The following is a 3,348-nucleotide window of genomic DNA, read 5'->3' as shown; positions in this document are numbered from 1 at the left end:
AATATGCTGTTTCATTATCCACAATTGTCGGATCATCACATGACGGCAAAGCACATTTAAGTCCTAAAAAGGTAACTTTAACAATTGGTGGCAAAACATATTCTGCTAATACCAACAATAACGGTAAAGCTACTTTCAATATTAAAATAACCAAGAAAGGGACCTATTCTGCTAAAATTAACTTTGCAGGTGATAACACTTACTTGGAAAAAACCAAATCTGTAAAAATAACTATTAAATAGAGAATTATTATTATTAATTCTCTTAACTTTTTTTAAAAAATTAAATATATTTGAAAACTTTTAAATACAACTTAATCAAATAAATAATAACATTATTCAATATTTTTTGAATAGTTTGTAAATTGATTAAGGTGATTTAATTTTGCAATTAAATAAATTTACGATAGTTAGTATAATATTACTGGCTATTTTAACTTTTGGAGCCGTAAATGCGGCAGAAAATGTGACTGTTAATGATTTAACGGTTGCTAGTGATACCGGATACTATAAAATTACATCTCCGGCAATAGATGAAAAAGATACGGGTGGTGTTATTAATTCTTCGGATAGTTCATCTGTAGATGTAACTGGCCAAGACAATAATGCTGTTGGTACGGATGTAAAAAGCGTAGAGAATACAAAGGAAAAACTTGGTGCATCAAATGATAAGGATGTGCTTGGTGACGATTATGAAATCCTTGATTATAACTATTACAACGAACACGGATTCAATGATAGAATTATGACTGGAACTTATAAGATGGTAGGAACATTTACTTCTGATGATTTTCCTAGATTCATATTTTTTGATGACGGATGTGTTGTAGATGCAAGCGATGCTGAATTTGTTGACATGGGTATTATTCTAGAAGGTAATGTCCAAATTAGCGGATTGACCCTTACTTCTTCACAATATCTTGAAGATGAGGATAATGGAATGAGTCCTGGAGCAATCGTTTATGTAACTGGTGATGACAATATCCTTGACGGATTAACCATTAATTACGCTCCAGCTCCTGATGGTGATGCTTTTGGTATTTATGTTACTGATGCAAATAACTTCCAGCTTTTAAACTCAAACATTACTTTCACAGGTTCAAGTCTGGCGGATTATTATGAATATGCGATGAGAATGGAAACTTGTGAGGAGGTCTTGGTTCAGGGAAATACTATCACAGCAAATTTACCAATTCTTGATGTAGATTACTCTAAAGGAGATCCTGGTCTTGCTACCGATTTGGTATTGAACACTGGATTAAAAGAGGTTACCAATTTAGATATTATCAACAACACTTTCATTGCAAATGTGGTTGACCGCAACGGCGGTTATCCAACACTTGACTGTGTAATGATGGAATACTGCCAAGATGTTAATGTTGTTAACAACAAATTCCGTGAAGAAGATTTCATCACTATTGAAGGCGATGCAAATTACTTGAACGTTTTGGACATGTATTATTCAGACAATGTTTTAGTACAAGGCAATGAAATCAGTGTTGAAACCACTGGTGGCTCTGTTGATGCAGGAACTTCATATCCGATTCAATTAACCGGTCCTTATGAAGGTGTTGTAATTGATGGAAATACTTTATATGCAAATTGTGGAGGTCCGGCATTAGGAATATACTCACAAAACTACTATGGTGGAACTGAAATTACAGTTAAGAACAATAATATTGATGTAACAGGCCTTCCAACTGATCACAGTTGGGGATTGGTATCAGGTATTGAATTGCAGGACAATGTTGCCCGTGTATATGACAATACCATTACAACCAGATCCGTTACAGGCAGTTTTGAAGAGGGCATGAACCTTTATGGTATAAGCTATGCTCAAGCATTGAATGAAGACCATAATTATGACATTAGAGGAAATACAATCGAAACTGAAGGTCAATATACAATCTATTTATTGAAAGCACAGGACACTACAATCTCCGGCAACTATTTGGTTTCATCCACAGGTGAAGGTGATGATACAGTATATATCCAAGATGCTAGCGGCAATACAGTAGTGGAAGATAATCATGGTGCAAAAGAAGAACCTGAAACTTTCTATGGTGTGGTAACTGCTGAAACATTCTCAGATTACTTCTATAGAGGTGTATTACGTGATGAAATTCCTGCAGGAGCTACTTTAGACTTCCAGGGTCAATTCATAAGTACATCCAGCAACTCCTACGCAATGGAAATCAACAAACCGGTAAACATTATTTCCACTACTAAGGATGTTTACATTGATTTGGATGCAACCTCCTCAAACCGTTTCACTGTTAGCTATAATGGTTCCGGAAGTAATATAAGTGATCTTTCATTCTACAATACCCAATTATGGTTCTATGGTGCACATAATTTAAACATCGATAACATGACTTCCGTTGCAAGGGGCAAAGACCTCGGTTCTGGTGTCGGTGTTGTTGCATTCAGAGGAGGATCATCACACATTAAAGTTACAAACTCTTACTTCTTGACTGAAGATAATGGAGGTCACTCCAACTTTGTATTGACCAATGCAAGTTATATTAGTGTTGATAACTCATCCATTATAGGAAGAGGAAATGTTGGAAACTTAATTTACTTAAACGTATATAACCTTGAAACCCTGCCTGAAGGATGGTTCTTGCCACAATTGATTCAAGCGATTAATAAAGGTCAAATAACATTAAATGACCATAATAACTTTACTAATTGTTATGTTGCAGGTCCAGAAACAGCTTTGGGAATATGTTATTTGTTCGCTAGTCAAGGAAACGGCCATAACATATTTGAAAACAACACTGTTGTTTATGGTGGTGCAGGAATACAAAGCTTTGGAAATGACGGTATAATAAGAGGAAATACCTTCATTGGCGGTTGTGGAATTGTTTCTCCAGGAGCAAGAACTCTTATAGCCAATAACAATATTTCTGATGGCACTATAACTGCAAGTGGCGATAATGAAATTACAGGTAACCGGGTTATCACAACTGAAAACTATGCAATTGAATTGGGAAGTACAAAAAATAATGAAATACATGACAATTATCTTGTAAGTGCCAGCGGTAAAGGTGATGCAGCTGTCAATTTAGGAACCGGATCAGGTAATGTTGTTTCTGAAAATGGTCCTGTTAATGTTGACATTAGCTTAAGCGTTGAAAAGACAGATTTCTGGTTGCCATCAACCAACACTGTAACCATAACAACCGATGCTACAGGCACTATTGAAATTAGAGTAAACGGAAAAACCGTTGCTACAGAGACTGTTGACAATGGCCAAGTTGTCTACACTATTCAGTCCAGCGATATTAAAGCGGGTGAAAACACAGTCACTGCCATATATCAGGGTCTTGAAGAAAGTGCAACATTC

General features: G+C 35.8%; 2 protein-coding genes. Both read left to right on the top strand.

The features are described 5' to 3' along the window. Positions 1-242: hypothetical protein (locus ACJMLH_RS00680; RefSeq protein ID WP_405274034.1), on the top strand; the 242-nt coding region annotated here is incomplete at its 5' end. A gap of 142 nt (positions 243-384) precedes the next feature. Beyond that, on the top strand, positions 385-3,348 hold a 2,964-nt coding region (locus ACJMLH_RS00675), incomplete at its 3' end, for a hypothetical protein (protein ID WP_405274033.1).

Source organism: Methanobrevibacter sp., assembly GCF_045116495.1.
Taxonomy (GTDB): Archaea; Methanobacteriota; Methanobacteria; order Methanobacteriales; family Methanobacteriaceae; genus Methanocatella.
This window is presented reverse-complemented; position numbering and strand designations above follow the sequence as displayed.